Source organism: Mycobacterium sp. ENV421 (assembly GCF_002887815.1).
Classification (GTDB): domain Bacteria; phylum Actinomycetota; class Actinomycetes; order Mycobacteriales; family Mycobacteriaceae; genus Mycobacterium.
In genome coordinates this window covers 98789-122284 of the sequence record NZ_PDHO01000005.1, presented here as the reverse complement: position 1 = coordinate 122284, position 23496 = coordinate 98789, and the positions used below count along the sequence as shown (strand labels likewise).

Here is a 23496-nt window from a genome sequence, read left to right as displayed (position 1 = left end):
CATTCCCGCCCCGAAGCTGGAACTGACCGACGACGAGTGGCGCAAGCGGCTGAACCCGGCTGAATACGCCGTGCTCCGCGAGGCCGGCACCGAGCGTCCGTTCACCGGCGAGTACACCGACACCAAGACCGAAGGTATCTACGCCTGCCGGGCCTGCGGCACCGAATTGTTCCGCAGCACCGAGAAATTCGAATCGCACTGCGGCTGGCCGTCGTTCTTCGACCCGTCGCATTCCGAAGCCGTCATCCTGCGTCCGGACGACACCCTCGGTATGCACCGGGTGGAAGTCCTGTGCGCGAACTGCCACAGCCACCTCGGTCACGTGTTCAGCGGTGAGGGCTACCCGACCCCGACCGACCAGCGCTACTGCATCAACTCGATTTCGCTGACACTGGTGCCCACGGAGGCTTAGCGAGCATCGCGAGCAGCCGTTCGAACGGCACCGGCGGACTGAAGTAATAGCCCTGCCCGACATCGCACCCGTATTCGCGTAACTGCGCCAGCGTTTCGGCGTCCTCGATCCCTTCCGCGACGGTGGCCAGTCCCAGTTCGTGAGCGAGGTTGATCACCGCCCGAACGACCACTCCCGCACGGGGATCCGACGTGATCGGCGCGATGAAGCGACGGTCCAGTTTGACATGATCGATGGGCAGATCGCGTAGATACGACAGTGCCGAGTAGCCAGTGCCGAAGTCGTCGACGGCGATCTGGACCCCCTTGGCGCGAAGGTCGCGCAAGACGCGGGTGGCGTGCTCCAGGCCCTCCAACACCACATCCTCGGTGATCTCGACGATCAGAGCGGACGCGGCAAGTCCACGCTCTCGCAGCGCATCTGACACGGTTGTGGCCAGCCGGGTGGTGCCCAGCGACGGCGCGGACACGTTCACCGCGACCGGAATGGCGAACCCCGCATCGTGCCAGACCCGAGCGTCGTCAAGGGCTCGCCTCACCACATGGTCGGTGACGGCTCCCATCAGCCCATGCCGACGAACCAGTGGCAGGAACGCGTCAGGACTGAGCACCCCGCGCTCGGGATGCGGCCAGCGCACCAACGCCTCCGCCGCAACGATGTCGGACGTGCGGAGGTCAAGCTTGGGCTGATAGACCAAAGTGAGCTGACCCTGGTCGATCGCTCGCCGCAGCTCACCGAGCAGCCGGACCGCAGAGCCACGGGCGCCGGTGGCGTCGCTTCGCGGTACAGGCGGCGCGACGCCGGCGGCGAAGAAGTCGGCCTCCATCTCGGCGGTGAACGTGTGCACTCCCGCGACGCGGGACGTCTTGGCCGCGTCCAGCGCAATGTCCGACCGCTTCAGCAGCTCCGCTGCACTGACTTCCGGATCATCGTTGTCAGCTACCGCAAGGCCGACGCTGGCCCGGACCATCAGCTCCTGCCCGTCCACGGCAAACGGGAGGTCGAACGACTCGGCGACTCGGTGGGCGATGACGTGTGAATGGTCCTCGCGGCCCTCGATGAGAACCGCGAACTCATCACCGCCGACGCGGGCCACGGTGTCACCGGTCCGGACGACGGTGAGGATCCGCAAGCCCACGAGGTTGAGTAGTTCGTCGCCGGCGTGATGGCCGAACGTGTCGTTGACCATCTTGAATTCGTCGACGTCGAGCACCATGATGCCCACCGATACTCCGTCGCGCTGGCTCAACTGCATCGCGTGAGAGACCCGGTCGTGGAAGACAGCGCGGTTTGCCAGACCTGTCAGCGGATCCCGAAGCGCCTGCTGCGAGACTGCCGCGAACAAACTTCGGTTCTCGCCCACCACGATCAGCTGCCTGGCCAGAAACGCCGCAATCAATAACGCTCCCGCAACCATCAACGGTCCTCGCAGCACCGGTTTCGAGACTTCGGTGAACATCATCACCACCGCCGCCGCGGCCACCGGGACGAACGGCAGGAACACCGCAGCCCGCGACGGCAACGTGGCCTGGGCAGCGTGGCCGTAGGTGCGCGACCTTCCCGAGACGGCTGCTGCGATGTACAGCATCAAGGCGCCGAGCCAGCCGACCATGACCACCGGAATCTGTGAAGCCTTCTGCGCTGCAAAGAGATACACGATGGCATCGTTGGAGAGGGCCAGGACGAGGCTCGCCAGCGCAACCAGGCCTATCGTCAGGCGCTGATCAGGTTGCGCGGCCAGCAATACCAACAAGGCAACCGTCATCGTCACCGCGTCGAGCATCGGGTAGGCCATCGACGCGGTGAGGGGTATGGATTCCGCGATGCGACTGCGGTGAATGTCGTCGAGCGCCCCGGCCCACACCATCAGCACGAGCGAGCTCGCGACCACGACACCGTCGAGCAGAAACCGCAGACGCGACATCCTGCTCAGGCTGGTCGGCACCAACAACAGCAGAGCAGCGCACGCTCCGGCGGGCAGCACCACCCGCACCATGTCCGCACCGGCGAAGAACGCGATGTTGCGACCGGACAACGCCACCCAGGTTCGCATGCCCATTCCGAGGGCAAACGCACCGAGGCCCGCTGCCAGCGCCCACCATGCCGCACGGACATGCTCGGCCGTCGAGCTCGCCGTTCGGACCGCGGCGGCGGTAGCCACCACGGCGGTGAATGTCAGCGCCAGTTTGAGAGCAGTGACGGCCGAAGGGCTCGGAAATCGCCAGAGCCCCAGGGCAACAAGAGCCACGATGCTTACACCAAGGCTCAGGACAAGGGGCGGCCTGGCAATTCCGTGCACCCCGACCAACATGCCCCCAGCGTCGCGAAGGATCGGATGAATTCAGGACTTACGGTAGCAAACCATGGCCGTCACTTTGGGCAACGAACCTCAGGACATCGGATGAGCCACGCGCAGCCACGGCTTCGCCGCCGCCAGCAATCCCTCCGGCGACAGTGGCGGGCTGTAGTAGAAGCCCTGCCCGACGTCACAGCCACAAGCCTTCACCATCGCCGCGGTTTCGGCGTCCTCGACACCCTCCACCACCACCGACAGGTCCAGCACATGGGCAAGGTCGACGACCGCACGCACCACCGCCGCGGCGCGTTCGTCGGCCGAAATCGGTGCAATGAAGCTGCGGTCCAACTTCACTTCGTCGATCGGCAGATCCCGCAAGTAAGACAGCGCCGAGTATCCACTGCCGAAGTCATCGATGGCTATCCGAATTCCACTGCGCCGCAATTCATTCAAGACAAGACGGGTCCGCTCGGTGCTGTCCAGGAAGAGTTCTTCGGTGATCTCCACCGCCAAGGCCGACGGCGGCAAGTGGTGATCGGCAAGTGCCTTGGCGATCGTGGCAGGCAGGCCGACGTTCGCCATCGACGGCGCGAACAGATTGACCGCCACCGGAATATCGGCGCCGGCCCGATGCCAGACCACTGCGTCGTCAAGGGCCTGGCCGATGACCATCTGGGTGACCGACCCCATGAGCCCGTGCCGTCGCACCAGCGGCAGGAACGCCTCGGGCGCCAATACGGAGCCGTCTGGCTGCGGCCAGCGCAGAAGGGCCTCGACCCCGACGATCAGCCCGGTCTTCAGATCGAACTTCGGCTGATAGACCAGCGTGAGTGCCGCCTCGTCGATCGCTACCCGGAGTCTGCCCAGCAACTGGATCGCCCCGGCTGCCCCCAGTCCGGAAGACGGGGCCGCCGGACCGAACAGCCTCTCGTCGTCCGCTTCGGTCAGCAACTGCATCTCCGGGGAGTAGGTCTGCACCACCCGAGCTCGTGACCGCTTGGCGGAGTACATCGCGGTGTCAGCCCGGTGCAGCAACTCGTCGGCGGTCAGATCCGGCTCGTCCGACTCAGCAAGTGCGAGTCCGACACTCGGGCGCATCAACAGCTCGTGGCCGCTGAGGACGAACGGCTCCTCGAAGGCCTCGACGACCCGGTTGCCGACCAGCTCTGCGACGTCGTTGCCCCCCTCGACGAGGATCGAGAACTCGTCGCCACCGAGCCGGGCCACCGTGTCACCCGGCCGGACGCAGCGACGCAGCCGCTGCGCGACGCCCACCAGCAGGTCGTCACCCACCAGATGGCCGAGGTGGTCGTTGACGAGCTTGAACTCGTTGAGGTCCACGGCCAGGACCGCGAGCGAAAGACCTTCCCGCTCATGGAGGTGCATCGCGTGGCCGAGGCGGTAGCTGAACAACGCGCGATTGGCCAGCCCGGTGAGTGGGTCGTGCAGCGCCTGGTCGGCGACCGTGGCCACCAGCATACGATTCTCCTTCACTGCGAGGAACTGACGGCCCAGAACGGTCACCACCAGAATGCTTGCCACGATCAACACCGGCCGAGATTTCAGATCCGGGACCGGTTGCGCCGCGGCCACCACCCCGGCGACCAACAAAGGCGTGTACGGCAGCCACACCGATGCCCAGCCCGGCAGTACGAACGAGTTGCGCCGCTTGCGTTTACTTTCATGGGCCGCGGACGCCGCAACGCTGATGAACAGCAGGCCCGCCGCCCAGCCGATGTCGATGACGCTGCCAGAACTGTAGGAGCCCGTCGCCGAGAGATACGCAAAACCGCTGTCCGCCAACGCGAAACAGGTCAAGCCAGCCGTCAGCAGGGTCAATGACAACCGGTGCTGGCCGCTCGACCTGACCAGCGCCACGCCGGCCACCGTGAGGATGATGATGTCGGACAACGGATATGCCAACGAGATGACGAAGCCGAGCTGGTCCGACGTGTAGGACTGATAGAGCGGCTGCAGAATCGTCACCCAACTCACCAGGAACAGCGAGCCGGCCATGATCACACCGTCGAGGAACAACCGAGCTCGCGACTGGCTGGTGTCCTCAGCGGGAAGCAGCAGCAGGGCGGCACAGGCGCCCACCGGCATCACCAGGAACGCCACATCGGCGATCGACGGGAATGGCGGCTGATGCAGATGGACCTCGTAGAAGGTCCAGATCGCCTCGCCCACAGTCCATCCCAGCAAGCCGACAGTCATCGATGCCCACGCCAACCGCCGACGTCCCCACAGCGACCGCGCCGCCAGGGCGGAGAACGTGACCGCCGGGATCGCCAGCGCCAGAAGCGCGAAATCGTCGACGACGGTCAATGTCGGGCCATGTAGCCAGCCGCTCAGGATGACCACGACGAACACGACAAACACCACAACGGCCCCGACCGCGACGCGAGAAGCTTTGGGCATCGTGGCACCCTCCCCCGTGTGCCGCCGGCACCATATGACGGCCGGCGCCAGCATACCTACCGCATCAGCTCGATGTGGGGCACATCGGACTCTGACCAGTGGCAGCTGCCGTATCGCAGTGAACAACCCGAAGCCCGGCAGGTGGCGTCGCGGTCACACTTCTTCAGGATGTCGCGCAGCTTGTCGGCCGTCAGTGGCGGACTGAAGTAGTAGCCCTGGCCGATGCTGCAGCCGTGTTCACGCAACCACTCGGCAGTGGTGGCGGTCTCGATTCCTTCGGCGACCGTGGTGAGGCCGAGTTCATTGGCCAGGTTGATGACTGCCCGCACCACTGCGGATGCCCGTTGATCGGCAGGGATCGGCGCGATGAAGTTGCGGTCGAGCTTGACTTCGTCGACGGTGAGGTCGCGCATATAGGACAACGCCGAATAACCGCTGCCGAAATCGTCAATTGCGATTCGAATCCCGAACTCCTGCAACTGATTCAACACCGTCTTGGTGCGTTCCATGTGATCGAGGAACAGGTCCTCGGTGATCTCGACGGTCAACTGCGACGGACTCAAGTCGCGATCGGACAGCGCCCTGGCGAACTTGCCGGGCAAGCGTAAATCAGCCATTGACGGTGCGAACATGTTGACCGCGATCGGAACCTCGAGGGAGTCTTCGCGCCAGCACACGACATCATCGAGCGCCTGGTTCACCACCAGATCCGTGATCGATCCCATCAGCCCATAGCGGCGGACCAGTGGAAGAAACTCATCGGGCGAGAGCAGGCCACGCTTGGGGTGCGGCCAGCGCACCAGGGCCTCCACCCCCATAATCGACGCGGTATTCAAATCGAACTTCGGCTGGTACACCAGCGTCAGCTCGAATTGATCGATGGCCTGACGCAGCTCGCCGAGCAACCGGACGGTGCTGGCGCCGCTGCGGGATGCCGGCATCGGCCCGCTGGCGAACACGTCGCCGTCGGATGTCTCAGCCAGCAGCATTTCCGCGTTGAACGGGTGCACGCCGCCGGTGCGGGACCGCTTCGCCGAGTACATCGCGATGTCGGCCCGCTTGAGCAGATCCTTGGGCAGAAGATCGGGTTCGTTCCGTTCGGCGACCGCCAGCCCGATGCTGGGCCGGATCAGCAAATCCTGTCCGTCGACGATGAACGGCTCGTCGAAGGCCTCGACGACCCGATGGGCGACCAGTTGCGACTTGTCCACCCGGCCCTCGATCAACACCGCGAACTCGTCACCGCCGAGGCGCGCCACCGTGTCACCGGCCCGCACGCTGGCGACGATGCGTTCGGCGACCAGGCTCAGCAGTTCGTCACCGACCGGGTGGCCCAGGGTGTCGTTGACGACCTTGAAATCGTCGAGATCCATGACGAGAACCCCGATCGAGAGTCCGTCGCGCTGGCGTATCTGCATCGCGTGACTCAGTCGGTCCCGGAAGACGATACGGTTGCCGACGCCGGTGAGCGGGTCACGCAGGGCCTGGTCTGCGACCGTCGCCAGCAAGCTGCGGTTCTCGCTCATCACCAGCAGCTGGCGAGCGCTGAACGCGAGCAACAGCATGAGCCCGATCACCGGTATGGGCCCCGCCTTGAGGTCTGCTGGCGATTGGGTGAACACCGCCGCACTGGCCAGTATTACCGGCACAAAGGGCAACCAGACCGATGTCCACGAAACAGGCTGTGCAGCAATCAATTCCCGGTGAGCGAACCCGTGTCCGGTCACGGCCGCCCCGATGAACAGGACCAGCCCGATCAGCCAACCGAGGTACAGCAGCGCCGTATCGGTCGGCTGTTGGGTTGCGCTGAGGTAGACGAATGCGCCGTCGGAGATCGCGATACCCGCCATGCCCGCCGTCAGCAGCGCCAGGGTCCGGCGCTGACCACCGTGCGCACGGGCCACCACCAAAAAGCCGATGGTGAGGACTGCCGCATCCAGCACCGGGTAACCGGCCGACACCGCCACTTTCAACCGGTCGTCGGGCGCGGACTTCCAGACCTGACCCAGCACGGCGACCCACCCGACGATCGCGAAGGATCCGGCGACCACGAGCGCATCGAGGACCAACCGCGTCCGCGAGGTACGACTGAAACCCGAGGACAGCAACAACAACGCGATCGCGGTGGCTATCGGCAACGCCAAGTAGGCGGCGTCGGCCACCGACGGGTACGGGTCCTCCACATCGACGAGTCGGTAGACGAGCCACATAACCGCACCGAGGGTGAACGAACCGAGCCCTATTGCCATGGCGGCCCAGGCGATTCGCACCCGGCCACGACACGTCCGCGCGGTGATGATCGCGGCCACCATCGCGACGGCCGCCAGGGAGGTCATCGTGTTGTCGGCAACAGACGCCAGCGACATGCCCAACCCGCTCAGCCGTCCCACGACGGCCAACGCGATGACACACACCACGAAACAGATGCTCAAGGCAATCGTCTGCTTCGCCCTCAGCCCTCTCACGCGGGCCCCCGATCGTGTCGGCCGTGCAGAACTCACGGTCACGCAATCGTAGCGAACTTCAGCCCCCTGAGCGGGCAGTACGCGGGCTCGTTTGCTAGGGCAGTTTGGCGACCAATTCCTCAACGCCGATCCGCGGACCGGTGAAGAACGGGACTTCCTCGCGCACATGCCGACGGGCTTCGGTGGCGCGCAAGTCGCGCATCAGGTCGACAATGCGGTACAGCTCAGGAGCTTCGAACGCCAGAATCCATTCGTAATCGCCGAGCGCGAAGGCAGGAACGGTATTGGCGCGCACGTCCTTGTAACTGCGGGCGGCCATGCCGTGGTCGGCCAGCATCTTGCGGCGGTCCTCACCGGGCAGCAGATACCAGTCCAGCGAACGCACGAAGGGGTAGACGCAGACGTAATTGCCCGGCTCCTCACCGGCCAAAAATGCCGGTATGTGGCTCTTGTTGAATTCCGCGGGCCGGTGCAGGGCGACGGCGCTCCACACCGGGGTGACGGCCCGGCCCAGGGTTGTGGTGCGGCGGAAGTCGTTATAGGTCGCCTGCAGGGACTCGATGCGCTCGGCGTGCGTCCAGAACATGAAGTCGGCGTCGGCACGCAGCCCCGCCACGTCGTAGATGCCGCGCACCACGACCCCGTTGTCCTCCTGCTGTTTGAGGAAGGTCGCCGTCTCGTCGGCGACAGCGGCGCGGGCCTCTTCGTCGAAGCCCAGCTCGCCCGGTTCCGCCGCGAAGGTCGAGAACATGACGTAACGGATCGTGGCGTTGAGCTCGTCGAAGTCCAGTTTGGCCATGCACCCATCGTGCCACGCGGTGGTTCGCCTATCGGCGGATGGTGGCGGCCACCACAGCCTCCGCCGCACGGCCGGCCACGCCGACACAGGCCGGCACCCCGATGCCGTCGAGATAGTTGCCCGCGATCGCCAGGGTGGGCGGCAACCCGGCGCGCAGTCCCGCGGCCAGCTCGCGATGCCCCGGCGAATATTGCGGCATCGCGTCCAGCCAGCGGTGCACCCGCACATCGATCGGATCGACCGAGATCCCGAACACCGTCGACACATCGGCCAGCGCCCAGCTCTGCAGTTCGGTGTCCGACGTCGCGCGCGCCAGATCGTCACCGAAACGCCCGAACGACAACCGCAACAACTCGGCGTTGCCGCGTGATCCCCACTTGCGGGTCGACAGCGTGATCGCCTTGGCGTGCAAGCGTTCTCCGGTGGCGACCAGGACACCGGACTGCGCGGGCAGGGGTGTCCCACCAGGGACGGCCAGTGCCAGCACCGCCGCCGAGGCGACCGGGATCCGGGCTGCCGCCACGCCGGCGGCGGGGGCCACGTCGGCCATCAGCGGCGCGAGCCGCGGGGCCGGCACCGCGACGATCACCCCGTCGGCACCCAACTGTCGGCCGTCGTCATCGCGCAGGCTCCAGCCGGTCCCGTCGCGCGCAATGTGCTGTATCGACGTCTGCACCCAGTTCAGCCTGCTGCACTGCACCAGCGCGTCGAGCAACACCTGGTAGCCGCCGTCGATGGCGCCGAACACCGGGCCCTGTGTGCTGCCCGGCAGTGCGCGGCGGCCGGCGTCGGTGAGGCTGGGGGCGCCGGCGTCAAGAGCGGCGGCCACCGTCGGCACCGCGGAGCGGATACCGATGGTGGCCGCCGAACCGGAATAGACGCCGGACAGCATCGGGTCGACCGAGCGCGCAACGACCTGGTCGCCGAATCGGTCGGCGACCACGGCGCCGACCGCCGGGTCGGAGCCCGGCTGCCAACGCAGTGGCCGGGCGGGCTCGGCGGCGATTTTCGCGATCGTCGCATCGTCGACCAGGCCGGTCATCGACGCGGCAGAGGTCGGGATGCCGTTGACGGTGTCGGCAGGCAACGGATGCAGGCGGCCCTGGCTGTAGATGGTGGGACGCACCCCGGTGGTGCTGATCTGGCGACCGGCCAGGCCGAGCTCGGTCAGCAGTGCCGGCACCTCGGGGCGCCGCACCACGTACGCCTCGGCGCCGATGTCCATCGGCTGACCGGCGATCCGTTCGGTGCGCAGGATGCCACCGAGACGGTCAGCCGGGTCGAATACCGTGATGTCGGCGTCCGCGCCGGCCAGCGTGCGTAGCCGATAGGCAGCGACCAAACCCGAAATGCCGCCCCCGACAACGCAATACCTCACAGCATTCTCCGGTCGCTGCGCTCCTGCCCTCCGAGCTCTGTCACAACGAGTGCACCAGCGCGACAAGATCGGTCAGGATGCCGGGATCGGTGGGCGGCAGTACGCCGTGGCCCAGGTTGAAGATGTGCCCCGCCGCGCCGGCGTCGACCGCCAGCCTGCCGTCGTCGACCACCGCTCGCGCTGCCGGCTCGACGACCGGCCAGCCGGCCAGCAGCACGACCGGATCCAGGTTGCCCTGCAGCGCCAGCTTCGGCCCCACCCGCAGGGCGGCGTCGGCCAGCGAGGTGCGCCAGTCGACACCGACGACCGTCGCGCCGGCCTCACCCATCGCGCCCAGCAGTTCGGCGGTGCCCACCCCGAAATGCGTCATCGGCACCCGATAGTCGGCCAGCGCGGCGAATACCCGCGAGCTGTGCGGCAGCACGTGGGTGCGGTAGTCGGCCAGCGACAGCGTGCCCGCCCACGAGTCGAACACCTGGATGGCGTCCACGCCGGCGTCGAGCTGCACCTTCAGGAAGGCGATCGTGAGGTCGGTCAACAGCCCCATCAACGCATGCCATGTCGAGGGGTCGGCGAACATCATCGCCTTGGTCCGCTCGTGCAGCTTGCTGGGCCCGCCCTCGACCAGATAGGACGCCAACGTGAACGGGGCGCCGGCGAAGCCGATCAGCGGTACCTCACCGAGTTCACCCACCAGCATGCTCACCGCGTCCGAGACCGCGCTGACGCGCTGCAGCTCAAGACCTTTCAGCGCGCCGACATCGGCGGCGGTCCGTACCGGGTTGTCGATCACCGGGCCGACGTCGGGAACGATGTCCAGACCGATGCCGGCAGCGCGCATCGGCACCACGATGTCGGAGAACAGAATCGCCGCGTCCACCCCGTGCCTGCGCACCGGCTGCAGGGTGATCTCGCTGATCAGGGCCGGGTCGAAACAGGCCTGCATCATCGTGTTCTTGGCGCGCAGTTCGCGGTACTCGGGCAGCGATCGGCCGGCCTGGCGCATGAACCAGACCGGGATGCGGCTGGGTTTGCGGCCAGTGGCGGCGGCCAGATAGGGCGCCTCGGGCAGCTGGCGACGGGTACTCATCGCGTCCATGCTGCCACGGGCCGGTCAGCCCGGCTGACGAGCCCTCAGCCGCCGGAGTCCTCCCCCGGGTCGCTCCGCTCCTGCCCGCCGGAACGGCACCAAATCGGCGCGCCTGCCCGCCCGGCCCCGACGATAGGGCTAGCGTCAATCGACGTGACCACTGCGGAACCCGCGCTTTTCCGCGAGGCGGTGGCGGCGATGAACACCGCTCAGGTGCGGGCGGAGATCGAACTCGGTCCGATCCGACCACCTCAACGTCTCGCGCCGTACAGCTATGCGCTGGGCGCCGAGGTCAAACACCCCGACACCGAGATCGTCCCGGAAACCTCCGACGGCGATGCATTCGGCCGGCTGATCCTGCTGCACGATCCCGACGGCTCCGAAGCCTGGGACGGCACGATGCGACTGGTCGCCTACATCCAGGCCGACCTGGACTCCAGCGAGGCTGTCGACCCGCTGCTGCCCGAGGTGGCGTGGAGTTGGCTCGTCGACGCGCTGGAAAGCCGCTCCGAACACGTCACCGCGCTCGGCGGCACCGTCACGGCCACCACCTCGGTGCGCTACGGCGACATCTCCGGTCCGCCCCGCGCCCACCAGCTCGAGATGCGCGCATCGTGGACGGCCACCACCATGGCGCTCGACACACATGTCCAGGCATTCTGCGAGGTCCTCGAACACGCCGCGGGTCTGCCGCCGGTGGGAGTGACGGACCTAGGTTCCCGCTCCCGCGCCTGACATGACACCAGACGATGACGCCGCGACCGCGGCGGCCGATGCCGCAGCCGAGGACGCCCCCGAGGCGACTCCCCTGCTCAGCCCCGCCGAGGGAGTGCCGCCGCTGTCGATCAGCGCCGACTCGATCGCCCGAGCCGCCGACCAGCTGGCGAAGGGCACCGGGCCGTTCGCCGTCGACGCCGAGCGCGCATCGGGTTTCCGGTACTCCAACCGCGCCTACTTGATCCAGATTCGCCGCACCGGCGCCGGCACCGTCCTGATCGACCCGGTCAATCACGGCAGCAGTCCGATCGATGTGCTGCGGCCGGTGGCCGAGGTGCTGGCCGACGACGAATGGATCCTGCACGCGGCCGATCAGGACCTGCCCTGCCTGGCCGAGGTGGGGATGCGCCCGCCCGCGCTCTACGACACCGAGTTGGCCGGCCGGCTGGCCGGTTTCGAGCGGGTCAACCTGGCGGCGATGGTGCAACGCCTGCTGGGACTCGGGCTCGCCAAGGGGCACGGCGCGGCGGATTGGTCCAAACGTCCGCTGCCCGACGAGTGGCTGAACTACGCCGCGCTGGACGTCGAAGTGCTGATCGCTCTGCGCGACGCGATCCACGAGGTGCTCACCGAGCAGGATAAATCCGCTTGGGCTGCCGAAGAATTCGAGCACCTTCGACGCTCGGAGCCCAGCCCGACCCGACGTGACCGGTGGCGGCGCACCTCAGGTCTGCACAAGGTCCGCAACCGCCAGGCCCTGGCAGCGGTGCGCGAACTGTGGACGGTGCGCGATCAGATCGCCCGCCGCCGCGACATCGCTCCGGGTCGGATCCTGCCGGACTCGGCGATCATCGCCGCCGCCGTCGCCGACCCCAAGACCGTCGAGGAACTGACCAAACTGCCGATCTTCGGCGGCCACAAACAGCGCCGCAGCGCCCACGTCTGGCTCGCGGCGCTGGAGTCCGCCCGCACCAACCCCGACCCGCCGGACAGCGCCGAACCGCAGAACGGGCCGCCGCCGGCGGTGCGCTGGGCCAAACGCAAACCGGAGGCAGCGGCCCGGCTCGACGCCGCCCGGGCGCGCCTGTCCGAGTTGTCCGAACGGGTGCGGGTCCCCACCGAGAATCTGGTGTCCCCGGAACTCGTCCGCAGACTGTGCTGGGATTGGCAGGACGCCGGCGATGTCAGCGCGGCCATCGATACCGTCCTGCGCGACGGCGGGGCCAGGCAGTGGCAACGCTCTCTCGTGGTCCCGGTGCTCGCCGAGGCGCTGAGTTCTGCTGCCGCCGAAGAGGCGTGAGTCAGTTCGTCTTTTCGGCGGAATCGCTGACCGTGTCGTCGACCGTTCCGAGTGCGGCGACCCACCCGGTCACCTGACGGGCGATGTTCTGCTCGGTCAGACCGATCTCCTCGAGCACCTCACCACGGCCGGCGTGGTCGATGAACTGTTGCGGCACACCGAGATCGCGGCACGGCACGTCGATGGCTGCGGCGCGCAGGGCAGCCGAGACGGTGGAGCCGATGCCACCGTGCACACCGCTGTCCTCCATCGTCACCACCAGCTTGTGCGAGGTGGCAAGCGGCGCAATCCCGTCCGGCACCGGGAGCACCCAGCGCGGGTCGACCACCGTCACCCCGATTCCCTGATTGCGCAGTCGCTGTGCGACTTTCAGCGCCATCGGCGCGAACGAACCCACTGCCAGGAGCAGGACGTCCTGACTCAGGCCGTCAGCCGGGCGAGCCAGGAGGTCCATACCCGCCACCCGCTCGAGTGCCGGAATATCTTCGCCCACTTCACCTTTGGGGAATCTGATGGCGGTAGGGCCGTCGTCGACCTCGAGTGCCTCGCCGAGTTCTTCCCGCAGGCGGGCGCCGTCGCGCGGCGCGGCCACCCGCATCCCCGGAACGATGCCCAGGATCGACAAATCCCACATGCCGTTGTGGCTGGCGCCGTCGTTCCCGGTGATCCCAGCGCGGTCCAGCACGATCGTGACCGGCAGCTTGTGCAGCGCGACGTCCATCATCATCTGGTCGAACGCGCGATTGAGGAACGTCGAGTAGATCGCCACCACCGGATGCAGGCCGCCCATCGCCAATCCGGCCGCCGACGTCATCGCGTGCTGCTCGGCGATGCCGACGTCGAAAAGCCGGTCCGGAAAGCGTTCACCGAACGCCGAGAGCCCGGTCGGTCCGGGCATCGCCGCGGTGATCGCCACGATGTCGCGCCGCTTGGCGGCATACGAGATCAGTGCATCGGAGAACACCGACGTCCAGCCGGGCGCGGCTGACTTCGTCGCCAGCCCGGTGTCGGGGTCGATGACGCCGCAGGAGTGCATCTGCTCGGCCTCGTCGTTCTCGGCCGGTGCGTACCCCATCCCCTTGCGGGTGACCACGTGCACGATCACCGGGGCCTTGAAGCCGCGTGCGTGGCGCAGCGCGGTCTCGACAGCATGCTCGTCGTGGCCGTCGATCGGGCCGACGTACTTCAGGCCGAGGTCGGTGAACATCACCTGCGGTGACAGCGCGTCCTTGATGCCGGCCTTCACGCTGTGCATGGCCTGGTAGCAGGCCTCGCCGATGAGGGGCATCCCGCGCACGGCGATCCGGCCGCGTTCCAGTACCCGCTCATAGCCCGGCTGCAGCCGCAGCCCGGCGAGATGGTCGGCGAGCCCGCCGATGGTCGGCGCGTAGGACCGTCCGTTGTCGTTGACGACGATGATCACCGGCCGTTTGGCGGCGGCGATGTTGTTCAGGGCTTCCCAGCACATGCCGCCGGTCAGCGCACCGTCGCCCACCACGGCCACGACATGCCGGTTGCGATGCCCGGTCAACTCGAAGGCTTTCGCGAGGCCGTCGGCGTAGGACAGGGCGGCCGATGCATGGCTGGATTCCACCCAGTCGTGCTCACTCTCGGCCCGCGCGGGATAACCCGACAGCCCGTCCTTCTTGCGCAGCGTGTCGAACTCGGCGGCCCGGCCGGTCAGCATCTTGTGCACATACGCCTGATGGCCGGTGTCGAAGAGGATCGGATCGTGCGGAGAGTCGAAGACCCGGTGCAGCGCGAGGGTCAGCTCGACAACACCGAGATTGGGCCCGAGGTGGCCGCCCGTGGCAGCGACCTTGTGGATCAAGAACTGGCGAATCTCGGCAGCCAGATCGGTCAGCTGCGCCTGGGACAGGTGTTGCAGATCTGCGGGGCCGCGAACCTGTTCAAGCATTTGGCCAGTCTACGCACCGTCGTAGAGATCAGTCCTGTCCAGACTCGTAGACGTCGGGTACACCGTCGTGGTCGAGATCCCGGTTCTCCAGCTCCCACACCAGCCGATAGTGCCGGTTGCGCAGGCGCAGCACGATCGAGGCGAGCAGAGCGGCCAGCAAACTTCCTACCAGCACTGCGACCTTGACCACATCCTGGCGTTCGGAGCCCGGATCGTAGGCCAATTCGCCGATCAGCAGCGACACCGTGAACCCGATTCCGGCCAGCATCGACATGCCGAACACGTCGACCCAGCGCAAAGCCGAGTCGAGCCGGGCGCGGGTCACTGCGGCCAGCACCCACGTGGTCCCGAACACCCCGACCGTCTTGCCGACCACCAGCCCGGCGACGATACCCATTGCGATCGGATCCGACAGCGCCGTTATCAAACCGTCATAGCCGCCGAAGGTGACACCGGCGGCGAAAAACGCGAACACCGGCACCGCGAAACCCGCCGACACCGGACGCATTCGGTGCTCGAAATGCTCGGCCAGCCCGGGGCCGGCCTCCGGACCGCCGGCCGCCTCGCTACGCAGGACGGGCACCGCGAAACCGAGCAGCACCCCCGCAACCGTCGCATGCACCCCGGACTCGTGAACGAAGGCCCAGGTGAGCGCGGCCAGTGGGATCAGCAGCCACCACGACCGAATTCGGCGTTGTACCAGCACAGTGAACAGCGCCAACGGGATCAGTGCGATCAGCAGCGCGGTGAGATTGATCTTCTCGGAGTAGAACACCGCGATCACCGTGATCGCCAGCAGGTCGTCGACGACGGCCAGGGTGAGCAGGAACGTGCGCAGCGCACCCGGAAGGTGGGTGGACAGCACGGCCAGCACCGCGACCGCGAACGCGATGTCGGTCGCCGTCGGGATGGCCCAACCGCGCGCCGCGCCGCCACCTTCGTCGAACGTGAAGGAGACGAAGATCACTGCCGGCACCACCATGCCGCCCACCGCGGCGGCGATCGGCAGCGCGGCGCGACCAGGATCGCGGAGATCACCGGCGACGAACTCGCGTTTGAGTTCGAGCCCGACGACGAAGAAGAAGATCGCCAACAACCCGTCGGCCGCCCAGCCGCCCAGGGTCAGATCAAGGTGCAGGCCCAGCCGGTCGGTGCCGACGTGAAACTGCCGAAGCTGGTGATAGGCCGCCGACCACGGTGAGTTCGCCCAGATGAGGGCAATCGCCGCAGCCACCAGCAGCAGCGCGCCACCGACGGTCTCCTTGCGCAGGATCGCGCTGACGCGAGATGTCTCCGACCACGATCCGCGGGCGAACAGGGCGCGGGCGATATTCGGCGTGCGGTCGGCCACCAGTCTCCTAAGACATCAACAGGCAAGGAAAAGCTCACGCCGACCAGACTTCCCGGCACACCTGCGCAGGAGTCTAGCCGCCAGACGTCAGCGGGTGAGTATCGCGACGCACTCGACGTGATGGGTGAGCGGGAACGAGTCGAACACCCGCAACTCCTCGACGTCGTAGCCCTGCTTGCGGTAGAGCCCGATGTCGCGCGCGAATGATGCTGCCTCACAACCGATATGGATCACCCGCGGGACTTCGGCGGTCGCCAGCTGTTCGATGACCTCCCGGCCGGCACCGGCTCGCGGCGGATCCAGCACCGCCACGTCGGCGCGACGTGGCTGTGCGCTCAGCGCCCGCCGGACCGAGTCGGTGATCACCGATACGCAGGTGAGGTCGGCCAGCGCCGCATGCGCCGCCCGCGACGAGCCCCGCGACGTGTCGACCGTGACCACCTGCCCGGAGTCGCCGACGCCTTCGGCGAGCGCGGCCGCGAAAACGCCCGAGCCGCCGTACAGATCCCACGCCGTCATCCCGATGTCCAGCTGCGCCCACTGACCGATCAGGCCGCTGTACACCCGGGCGGCGTCGCGGTGCGCCTGCCAGAACGCCGTCACCGGTATCCGCCAGACCCGGTCGCCGACCCGTTGCACCGCTTCGTAATTGCCCTCGACCACACGGGTCGAGACCTTGCGGCCCGACCGCGGCCCGGACTGCACGACGTGCCGGTGACCGTCGTCGTCGACGGCCACGTGCACATGAGCCCCCGGCGCCCACGTCACGTCCGCAAGCCCGTCGAGCATGCCGGGCGGCAGCTGCGCGCAGTCCAGATCGGTGACGAGTTCCGAACTGTGATAACGATGGAACCCCACCCGGCCCGCATCGGTGGTGTCCAGCCGCACCCGGGTGCGCCAGCCACGCGCAGCGCCGTCACCGAGCGGCTCGGCAACCCCATCCCAATGGAAATCACCGAGGCGGGCCAGCTGATTGGCCACCACCTGCCCCTTGAGCACACGGGCCGCCTCCGGCGTGGCGAATGCCAGATCGCAGCAGCCGGCCCCGCCGACGCCGGCGATCCGGCACTGTGACTCCACCCGGTCCGGTGACGGCTGGAGAACCTCGATTGCCTCTGCGTGCCAATACGATCCGCGGTCGCCGGTCACCCGGGCCCGCACCACTTCATCCGGCAGGGCGTACCGCACGAACACCACCCGGCCGTCGTGGCGTGCCACGCAGCTACCCCCGTTGGCGGCCGCGCCGGTGGTCAGTTCCAGCTCGACCGTGTCCCCCTGACTCACTATCGATTCACTCCAAGAAACCCCGTCGTACGTCGCCGGGAGCGTTCTGCGACTGCAACTCGTGCACGCGCTCCGACGAATTGAGTTGCCACGGAACCGAAGTCACCATCACGTTCGGCATGAACAGCAGTCGGCCCTTGAGCCGCAACGCGCTCTGGTTGTGCAGCACCTGTTCCCACCAGTGGCCGACCACATACTCCGGGATGAAGACCGTCACCACCGTGCGCGGCGCTTCCTTGCTGATCCGCTTGACATAGTCGAGTACCGGACGGGTGACCTCTCGATACGGGGAGGCAACGACTTTCAGCGGGACGGTGATGTCGCTGTCTTCCCACTTGTGGACCAGCTGGCGGGTCTCGGAATCGTCGACGTTGACGGTGATGGCCTCGAGCACATCGGGCCGGGTGGCCCTGGCGTAGGACAGTGCGCGCAACGTCGGCATGTGCAGCTTGGAGACCAGCACGACGGCGTGGTTACGGCTGGGCAGCACCACGTCGCCCTGCTCGGCTTCCTGCTCGGCAAGCTCGCGGGCCACGGTGTCGTAATGCTTGTGGATCGCCTTCATCAGAATGAAAAGGCTTGACATGGCCAGGATTGCGATCCACGCGCCGGCGACGAACTTGGTGACCAGAACCACGATCAGCACGGCGCCGGTGGCGACGAAGCCGATCGTGTTGATCACCCGCGAGCGCATCATGTGCCGGCGGACGCGCGGATCGGTCTCGGTGCGCAGGTGGCGCGTCCAGTGCCGGACCATGCCGATCTGGCTGAGCGTGAACGACACGAACACGCCGACGATGTAGAGCTGGATGAGCGCGGTCACCTCGGCCCGGAAGGCCACCACGAAGGCGATTGCGGCCAACGCCAGGAACACGATGCCGTTCGAGAACGCCAGCCGGTCACCGCGAGTGTGCAGCTGGCGGGGCAGGTAACGGTCCTGAGCCAGGATCGAACCCAGCACCGGGAACCCGTTGAAGGCGGTATTGGCCGCCAACACCAGGATCAGGGCGGTGACACCGGTGATCAGGAACAGGCCGATCGGGAAGTCGTGGAACACCGCGTCGGCCAGCTGGGCGACCAGGGTCTTCTGCTGATAGTTCTGCGGCGCGCCGACCAGCTGGGTGGCGGGATCATCAGCCACCTTCACCCCGGTCGCCTTGGCCAGCAGGATGATGCCCATGAAGAGCGAGATGGCGATCAGGCCGAGCATCGCCAGTGTCGTGGCCGCATTGCGCGACTTGGGCTTCCGGAATGCGGGCACACCGTTGCTGATCGCCTCGACACCGGTCAGCGCGGCGCAACCGGACGAGAACGCGCGCGCAACCAGGAACACCAGGGCGAAGCCGAGCACCTTGCCGTGCTCGTTGTGCACCTCGAAGCCGGCCGACTCGGCGCGCAGCGGGATGTCGAGCACGTAGATCTGGAACAAGCCCCAGCCGAGCATGATGTACATGCCGAACATGAACGCGTAGGTAGGAATCGCGAATGCGGTGCCCGATTCGCGAATCCCGCGCAGGTTGATCGAGGCGAGCAGCACGATGGCCGCCACCGCGAACCACACCTTGTGGGTGTCGACGAACGGGATTGCCGATCCGATGTTCGACATCGCCGACGCCATCGACACCGCGACGGTCAGCACATAGTCGACCAGAAGGGCGCTGGCCACCGTCAGGCCCGCGGTCGGTCCGAGGTTGGTGGTCACCACCTCGTAGTCGCCGCCGCCGGACGGGTAGGCGTGCACGTTCTGGCGGTAGGAGGCGACCACCACGAGCATCACGAGCGCGACAGCCAGCCCGATCCATGGCGCCATCGCGTAGGCGGACAGGCCCGCCACCGAGAGCACCAGAAAGATTTCCTCGGGCGCGTAGGCCACCGATGACATGGCGTCGGAGGCGAACACCGGCAAGGCAATGCGCTTGGGCAGCAGCGTGTGACTCAGCTTGTCGCTGCGGAACGGCTGCCCCAGGACCAGCCGACGTGCGGCGGTCGAAAGCTTAGACACGAGTGCCAAGAGTAGGCCTTCGCCGATTTGGCTGTAGCGTTCCCCATACGGTCGAGTCGGCGCACGGCAAAGTCGAGAGGACACCAGGTGCGGGTAGTGGTGATGGGATGCGGCCGCGTCGGCGCCTCGCTGGCCGACGCGCTGTCCCGGATCGGCCATGATGTGGCGATCATCGACCGGGACCCGACGGCCTTCCACCGGCTGTCCCCCGACTTCTCCGGCGAGCGGGTGCTGGGCATGGGCTTCGACCGAGAAGTCCTGCTGCGCTCGGGAATCCAGAACGCCGATGCGTTCGCCGCGGTGTCCTCCGGCGACAACTCCAACATCATCTCCGCGCGGGTCGCCCGCGAGACGTTCGGTGTGCAGCGCGTCGTCGCGCGTATCTACGACGCCAAACGCGCCGCGGTCTACGAACGGTTGGGCATCCCGACGGTGGCCACCGTGCCGTGGACCACCGACCGACTGCTGGGTGCGCTGGTGCGCGACACCGAGACCACCAAATGGCGTGATCCGACCGGCACGATGGCCGTCGCCGAAGTGGTGCTGCACGAAGGCTGGGTGGGTCACCGGCTGACCTCGCTGGAGGAGGCGACCGGCGCGCGAGTCGCGTTCGTGGTCCGGTTCGGTACCGGCATCCTGCCCGAGCCCAAGACCGTGCTGCAGGCCGGCGATCAGGTGTACATCGCGGCGGTGTCCGGGCGCGCCGCCGAAGCGCTGGCCATCGCCGCGCTGCCACCCGGCCCTGACGTCGGAGAGGGGCACTGATGGGCGACAAACGGCTCAAAGTGGCGATCGCCGGGGCGGGTGCCGTCGGCCGGTCGATTGCCCGCGAACTGCTCGAAAGCGAGCACGACGTGACGCTCATCGAGCGCAATGCCGAGCATCTCGATGTCGACGCCATCCCAGCCGCGCACTGGCGCCTCGGCGACGCCTGCGAGATCAGCCTGCTGGAGTCGGTGCACCTGCAGGAGTTCGACGTCGTCGTCGCCGCCACCGGTGACGACAAGGCGAACGTGGTGCTGTCCCTGTTGGCCAAGACAGAGTTCGCGGTCTCCCGCGTCGTGGCCCGGGTCAACGATCCGCGCAACGAGTGGCTCTTCGACAGCTCGTGGGGCGTCGACGTGGCGGTGTCGACGCCGCGGATGCTGGCCTCGCTGGTGGAGGAGGCCGTCGCGGTCGGCGACCTGGTGCGGCTCATGCAGTTCCGCCAAGGGCACGCCAACCTCGTCGAGATCACCCTGCCCGACGACACCCCGTGGGGTGGGCGGCCGGTTCGCAAGCTGATCCTGCCGCGGGACGCCACGCTGGTGACGATTCTGCGCGGACCGCGGGTGATCGTGCCGGAGGCCGACGAGCCGCTGGAGGGTGGCGACGAGTTGCTGTTCGTGGCTGCCCCGGAAGTGGAAGACGAGCTGCGCAAGACCGTGCTGTCGGCCTCGACCGGCTAGTCCCGGTACACCCCCGCCGGCGGCGGCCCGTCCCGGTCGTGGCACGCCGCGGCGGCGGCCGACGACCCGGCGGACAACGCAGACACCTCGTCGCGGATTCCCACCGCCGAGACGATGCCCGCGATCACCAGCAGCACCGCTGCGGTCAGTACACCCTGCCGAAAGCCGTCGAAAGTCATTGCGCCCCCGACGATGACCGCGGTGAACGCGATCGCGATCAGGCCCGCCACCCGGGCGACCGCATTGTTGATCGCCGAGCCGATGCCGCTCTGCGACGTCGGGACGGCGGCCAGTACCGCGGCGGTCAACGGGGACACGGCGACCGAGAGCCCGATCCCGAACAGCGCCATGCCCGGCAGCGTCTGCAACCACACGTTGCCCGCGCAGGTCGCCATCCATCCGAATCCCGCCGCGGCGATCAGCGGGCCGACCGCCATGAAGCGGCGCGGGCCGTAGCGGCCGGCGAGCTCACCGAACCGGGCCGCCAACAGGAACGACAGGACCGGCACCGGCAGCGTCGCCAGGCCGGCCTGCGCCGGCGACAGTCCTCCGACCTCCTGCAGGAACAACGCCACCAGCAGCTGGCCCAGCGAGATGCCCGCGTAGAGGAACACCGTGGCCAGGTTGCCGACGGTGAAGTTGCGTGCCGAGAAGACCGCGGGCGGCAGCATCGGGTGGCGCGCGCGCCGTTCCCACCAGCCGAATGCGATCAGGCTGGCCGGCCCGACGATCAGCGCGGTGACGATGCTCGGATCGTGCCAGCCCAGCCGCTGCTGCTCGATCATCGCGAAGACCGTGGCACTCAACCCGACTGCGGTGAGGACCGCGCCGACGGCGTCGATACGTGCACCCGTCCGGGGTGTCTGATCGGTCAGCTTGCCGGTGAGGATCAGCGTGACCGCCAGCGGGACCACGTTGACGGCGAACACCCACCGCCAGCCCAGGGTGTCGACGAGCACACCGCCCAGCAGCGGCCCGACGACGAATGCGGTGCCGGTCCACGCCGTCCAGATGCCGATCGCGCGGGACTGTTCGGCGCCGGTGAACCGGGCGTTGAGCATGGCCAGTGAGCTGGGGACCAGAAATGCGGCACCCAGTCCCTGGACGCAGCGGCCGATGACCAGCACCAGTCCACTGGGTGCGGCCGCGCACAGCACTGAGGCGACGCCGAACACGACCAGTCCGGCACGCAGAACCGTCAGCCGCCCGAAGGTGTCGGAGATCGCGCCGGCGAGCAGAATCAGCGCGCCCAACGTCAGCAGGTATCCGTCGACAACCCATTGCTGGATGACCAGGCCGCCGCCGAGTTCGGCACTGATGGCCGGCAGGGCCAGATTGACCACCGAACCGTCGAGAAACGCGACGAAGGACGCGAGTACCGCGACCGCGACGAGCAGACGGTCGTCGCGCGCCACCAGTGTCAGTCTTCGGGCGCGACGTCGCCGTCGTGTCTGCGTGCGTGGGCGGCGTGGACGGCGCGTTGTGCGGCGCGGATCGCCAGGTAGGTCACCAGCGCGGCGATCGCGGTCAGCGGCCAGCCCATCGCGATCCGGGCCACCCCGAGCCAGCCGGTCTGATCGGCGTCGTACAGGTGGCGCTGGACCGCGAACCGGGAGGCGAACACCAGCACCCAGGTCAGTGTCGCGATGTCGAAGGCGAACACCGCGCGCCGGCTTCCGCGCCACGCACGGTCCTTGTTGCCGACCCAGCTCCAGGCGTATCCCACGATCGGCCTGCGAATGACGACCGAGAGTGCGAACACCGCCGCCCAGATCAGCGAGGTCCAAATGCCCAGGAGGAAGTAGCCCTTCGACGCGCCGACGAGCCAGGCGATCAGCGCGCTGATCCCAACGCCGATGAACCCCGAGATGGCGGGCTGCACCGAATCGCGACGGTAGAGCCGCCACACCAGGATCAGGGCGGCGACGCCGAGCGCGGCGCTGATCGCGGGCACCAGGCCGAAGGCGGTGTTCACCGGGACCAGGACGATCACCGGCAGCGCCGAGTAGATCAGGCCGCTGACGCCGCCCATCTGGGCCAGCAGCGCCTGCGCGGGCGTCTTCTCCTCTGGGGTCGCCGCTGGGGTGTCGGCGGCCGCGTCCTGACTGCGATCGCTGTCTTCGATGGGACGGCTCAAGTCTGGATCTCGTAGTGCGGGTTGTAGATGGCCTTCGTGCCGTTCTCGAGGGTGCCCAGCCGGCCGCGCACTCGCAGGGCGCGGCCCGACTCGATGCCGGCGATACGGCGCTGCCCCAGCCAGACCAGCGTGACGGTGTCGGTGCCGTCGAACAGCTCGGCGCGCACACCGCCGGCGCAACCCTTGGCATTGGTCTCGACACTGCGCAGGGTGCCCACCATGGTGACCTCTTGGCCGCGCTGACAATCGATTGCTCGCTGGGCGCCGGTTCCGGCAGCTTCGTCGGTGAGTTCCTCGACGTCGCGCTGCTCAGGGTCTTCCGTCAACCGACGGGTGAGACGTCGGACGAAACTTTCGGCCGTAGCCATGGCCTCTCCTGATACTCCAGCGGATCACAATGCCAACGCAACGGTAGACCTCTTGGTGCCGCGATGCCACGTGGCATACCCGCGGCGGGCGTTGCTAATACGTCTCAGGG

At 67.5% G+C, this 23496-nt stretch carries 18 protein-coding genes; 5 read left to right on the top strand and 13 right to left on the bottom strand.

Going from position 1 to position 23496, the window contains the following annotated elements; translation table 11 throughout:
* The first annotated feature begins 1 nt into the window (after position 1).
* Positions 2-412, top strand: coding sequence for a peptide-methionine (R)-S-oxide reductase MsrB (msrB, locus tag CRM90_RS08695; RefSeq protein WP_199189836.1), 411 nt, complete (start codon positions 2-4; stop codon positions 410-412).
* Here the strand turns inward: msrB and CRM90_RS08690 are convergent.
* The 6 genes from CRM90_RS08690 to hemE all read right to left on the bottom strand — a co-directional run bounded on the left by CRM90_RS08690 (position 372) and on the right by hemE (position 10861).
* Positions 372-2660 (bottom strand): putative bifunctional diguanylate cyclase/phosphodiesterase, encoded by a 2289-nt coding sequence (locus CRM90_RS08690; RefSeq protein ID WP_158248999.1) that lies wholly within the window; start codon positions 2658-2660, stop codon positions 372-374. The two genes, msrB and CRM90_RS08690, sit on opposite strands and share 41 nt — an antisense overlap.
* 141 nt (positions 2661-2801) lie before the next feature.
* Positions 2802-5129, bottom strand: a complete 2328-nt coding sequence (locus tag CRM90_RS08685; protein WP_233209227.1) for a putative bifunctional diguanylate cyclase/phosphodiesterase — start codon at positions 5127-5129, stop codon at positions 2802-2804.
* Positions 5130-5185: 56 nt separating this feature from the next.
* Entirely contained in the window at positions 5186-7561 is a 2376-nt protein-coding gene (locus CRM90_RS08680) for a putative bifunctional diguanylate cyclase/phosphodiesterase (RefSeq protein WP_158248998.1), read from the bottom strand.
* 127 nt (positions 7562-7688) lie between these two features.
* Entirely contained in the window at positions 7689-8393 is a 705-nt protein-coding gene (gene hemQ, locus CRM90_RS08675; RefSeq protein ID WP_102806591.1) for a hydrogen peroxide-dependent heme synthase, read from the bottom strand.
* 28 nt (positions 8394-8421) lie between these two features.
* Positions 8422-9771 carry a protoporphyrinogen oxidase gene (locus CRM90_RS08670; RefSeq protein ID WP_102806590.1) on the bottom strand — a complete coding sequence of 450 codons (1350 nt, stop codon included), beginning with the start codon at positions 9769-9771 and terminating at the stop codon, positions 8422-8424.
* Between the two features lie 40 nt (positions 9772-9811).
* Positions 9812-10861, bottom strand: coding sequence for a uroporphyrinogen decarboxylase (hemE, locus tag CRM90_RS08665; RefSeq protein ID WP_102806754.1), 1050 nt, complete (start codon positions 10859-10861; stop codon positions 9812-9814).
* Positions 10862-11014: 153 nt separating this feature from the next.
* On the opposite strand from hemE, the gene CRM90_RS08660 reads away from it, so the two are divergent.
* Both CRM90_RS08660 and CRM90_RS08655 read left to right on the top strand, forming a co-directional pair.
* Positions 11015-11596 (top strand): DUF3000 domain-containing protein, encoded by a 582-nt coding sequence (locus CRM90_RS08660; RefSeq protein ID WP_036338522.1) that lies wholly within the window; start codon positions 11015-11017, stop codon positions 11594-11596.
* A gap of 1 nt (position 11597) precedes the next feature.
* Positions 11598-12878, top strand: a complete 1281-nt coding sequence (locus CRM90_RS08655; RefSeq protein WP_102806589.1) for a ribonuclease D — start codon at positions 11598-11600, stop codon at positions 12876-12878.
* Position 12879: 1 nt separating this feature from the next.
* Here CRM90_RS08655 and dxs read toward each other — a convergent pair whose 3' ends face one another.
* From dxs to CRM90_RS08635, 4 genes are all read right to left on the bottom strand, one after another.
* The gene (dxs, locus tag CRM90_RS08650; protein ID WP_102806588.1) at positions 12880-14796 is read right to left on the bottom strand and encodes a 1-deoxy-D-xylulose-5-phosphate synthase; all 1917 of its coding nucleotides are present in this window, start codon (positions 14794-14796) and stop codon (positions 12880-12882) included.
* A gap of 28 nt (positions 14797-14824) precedes the next feature.
* On the bottom strand, positions 14825-16147 hold the full coding sequence (nhaA, locus tag CRM90_RS08645) for a Na+/H+ antiporter NhaA (RefSeq protein WP_102806587.1): 1323 nt from the start codon (positions 16145-16147) through the stop codon (positions 14825-14827).
* 87 nt (positions 16148-16234) lie between these two features.
* Positions 16235-17431, bottom strand: coding sequence for a class I SAM-dependent RNA methyltransferase (locus CRM90_RS08640; protein ID WP_102806586.1), 1197 nt, complete (start codon positions 17429-17431; stop codon positions 16235-16237).
* 7 nt (positions 17432-17438) lie between these two features.
* The gene (locus tag CRM90_RS08635) at positions 17439-19433 is read right to left on the bottom strand and encodes an APC family permease (RefSeq protein ID WP_102806585.1); all 1995 of its coding nucleotides are present in this window, start codon (positions 19431-19433) and stop codon (positions 17439-17441) included.
* A gap of 87 nt (positions 19434-19520) precedes the next feature.
* Between CRM90_RS08635 and CRM90_RS08630 the strand changes: the two genes are divergently transcribed.
* Both CRM90_RS08630 and CRM90_RS08625 read left to right on the top strand, forming a co-directional pair.
* Complete coding sequence (locus CRM90_RS08630) at positions 19521-20198, top strand: potassium channel family protein (protein ID WP_102806584.1); 678 nt, start codon at positions 19521-19523, stop codon at positions 20196-20198.
* Positions 20198-20881, top strand: coding sequence for a potassium channel family protein (locus tag CRM90_RS08625; protein WP_102806583.1), 684 nt, complete (start codon positions 20198-20200; stop codon positions 20879-20881). Before CRM90_RS08630 ends, CRM90_RS08625 begins: the two co-directional genes overlap by 1 nt.
* On the opposite strand, the gene CRM90_RS08620 is transcribed toward CRM90_RS08625, so the two are convergent.
* The 3 genes from CRM90_RS08620 to CRM90_RS08610 are packed head-to-tail and all read right to left on the bottom strand — an operon-like array spanning position 20878 to position 23386.
* Complete coding sequence (locus tag CRM90_RS08620; protein WP_233209226.1) at positions 20878-22296, bottom strand: MFS transporter; 1419 nt, start codon at positions 22294-22296, stop codon at positions 20878-20880. The two genes, CRM90_RS08625 and CRM90_RS08620, sit on opposite strands and share 4 nt — an antisense overlap.
* A gap of 5 nt (positions 22297-22301) precedes the next feature.
* Positions 22302-23018 (bottom strand): DUF3159 domain-containing protein, encoded by a 717-nt coding sequence (locus tag CRM90_RS08615; RefSeq protein WP_502693248.1) that lies wholly within the window; start codon positions 23016-23018, stop codon positions 22302-22304.
* Positions 23015-23386, bottom strand: coding sequence for an OB-fold nucleic acid binding domain-containing protein (locus tag CRM90_RS08610; RefSeq protein ID WP_036338547.1), 372 nt, complete (start codon positions 23384-23386; stop codon positions 23015-23017). Before CRM90_RS08610 ends, CRM90_RS08615 begins: the two co-directional genes overlap by 4 nt.
* Positions 23387-23496 lie beyond the last annotated feature (110 nt).